This is a genomic window from Nocardia sp. NPDC059228 (assembly GCF_042754245.1).
Lineage (GTDB): Bacteria > Actinomycetota > Actinomycetes > Mycobacteriales > Mycobacteriaceae > Nocardia.
The window spans coordinates 1-2,013 of sequence record NZ_JBHZAL010000090.1 but is presented as its reverse complement, the minus strand read 5'-3'; the positions used below and the strand labels follow the sequence as shown (position 1 = coordinate 2,013).

The window sequence follows — 2,013 nt, the reverse complement described above, 5'->3', positions numbered from 1 at the left end:
CACAAGGTCGCCAAGCTCTACCACAACAAGCTGGACATGCGCCAGTGGCTTGGCACCACCCGATTCGTGACGGTATGCTCCGCGGAGTGCAAAAGCGCCTACTCGGTACGGGAGTTCGGCGCCGCGTACGGCTACCCGGTGATCGTGAAGCCGACGGACGGCACCGCCAGCCGGGGCATCGCCGTGATCGCCGGCGCCGACGACGTGGACGCGGAGTGGGAGCGGCTCACCGGCCTGCGCAACCGCAGCGACCTGCCGATGGCCACCTTCTACCCGGTGGACGGCTTCATCGCCGAGGAGTACATCGACGGGACCGAGTACAGCGTCGAGAGCTTCTCGTTCGCCGGACGGCACATCGTCGTCTCCATCACCGACAAGTTCCACGACGGCACGGTCGAGATGGGCCACGCCCTGCCCGCGATCCTCGGCGACGAGGTCGAGCGCACCATCGTTGACCACGTGACCGGCTTCCTCACCGCCATGGGGCTGCGCGACGGCATCGGGCACACCGAGCTGAAGCTGTCCTCGAAGGGGCCCCGGATCATCGAGAGTCACGACCGGGCGCCGGGCGACCGGCTGCTCGACCTGATGGTCGTCACCCACGGCGTCGACCTGGAGCAGTACGCGTCGGGCTGGCCGCTGCGGGTGGTGCCCGAGCTGACGGAGCGTCCGTCGGCGAAGTTCGGCTCGGTGACGAAATGGGTCAACGGCAGCCCTGGCGTGGTCACTTCGATCGAAGGCGTGGACGAGGTCCGGGACCTGCCCGGCGTGTTCGGCGTGGACGTCTACATCAAGGCCGGCGAGGAGATCACGCCGATGGCCGACAACTTCGGCCGCCATGTGCAGGTCCTGGTCACCGCCGAGAGCACGGCCGAGGCCATTGACCGGATCGACGGGCTGATCGACCGGATCCGGGTCCACACCGAGCCGACGACCGACTGACCCGTACGCCGAGCGAAACGAGAGAGCCAGGACAGTGGGAAGCACCCTCGAACACGAGACGATATGGCAGAAGTTCGGTATCCCGCGGCTGAAGGGAAACGGCAAGTTCGTCTCCGCCAGCCTGATCGACAGCCTCGGCACCGGGCTGATCATGGCGTTCACGGTGGTGTACTTCGTCAGGACCACCGACGTGTCCCTGACGGCGGTCGGCGCCGCGATGACCGTCGCGCGGCTGCTCGCCCTGCCGACGTCGATGGTCGTGGGCCCGCTGATCGACCGGTTCAGCGCCCGGCGGACCGCGGCCTGGGGGAACCTGGTCTCGGTCCCCGGCTATCTCGGCTTCCTGCTGGCCGAGTCCGTCTGGCAGATCGTCGTCGTCGTGTTCCTCGTACAGGTGGGCCACACGTCGTACTGGACATAGAGCAGCTGCCTGGTGGTCCTGGCCTCCGCCGAGGAACGCAGGACCACCATGTTCGGATTCATGAACGCCCTGCGGAACACGGCGATCGGCGTCGGTGGCGCGCTGGCGGCGTTCGCCTTCACGCTCGGTGAGAACATGGCGCTGCACGCCATCGTCGTCGGGAACGCGTGCACCTACGTACTGGCGGCGACCCTGCTGTACCTGTGGAAGCCGGTACGGCACGGGGACGAGGCGGAAGTCACGGATGCCGCCCCCGATGACCGGGTCGCGGAGGCCGCCACCGGGGCCGCCGCCGAATCGCCCGCCACCAAAGCACCCGCCGCCAAGGCCGGTTACGCGACGGTGCTGAGCGATGTCTCCTACGTGTTCCTCATCGGCGTCAACGTGACGCTCGTCTTCGGGCAGATGCTCATCAAGGTGCTGCTGGCGATCTACATCGTCGAGGTGCTGAAGCTGCCGGCCTGGACCGCGGGCGCCCTCATCATGGTCAACGCGGTGCAGGTCTCCCTCACCCAGACGCTGGTCGCCAAGCGGTCCGAGGGCTCCCGGATGACCCGGTCCATCATGCTGGCCGCGGTGCTCAACGCGGCGCCCTTCGGTCTGTTCGCGGCTCTCTACGTGGCACCGGACACCGTGACGTACGTCGGTCT

The 2,013-nt window shown here is 67.6% G+C and carries 3 protein-coding genes; all 3 read left to right on the top strand.

The window, feature by feature from the left end; all coding sequences use genetic code 11:
* A partial coding sequence (locus tag ACFXKA_RS42570; protein ID WP_379431841.1) for an ATP-grasp domain-containing protein occupies positions 1-942 on the top strand: 942 nt, incomplete at its 5' end.
* Between the two features lie 34 nt (positions 943-976).
* Positions 977-1,363 (top strand): MFS transporter, encoded by a 387-nt coding sequence (locus ACFXKA_RS42565; RefSeq protein WP_379431840.1) that lies wholly within the window; start codon positions 977-979, stop codon positions 1,361-1,363.
* Between the two features lie 12 nt (positions 1,364-1,375).
* The coding region (locus ACFXKA_RS42560) for a hypothetical protein (RefSeq protein ID WP_379431839.1) at positions 1,376-2,013 on the top strand (638 nt) is incomplete at its 3' end.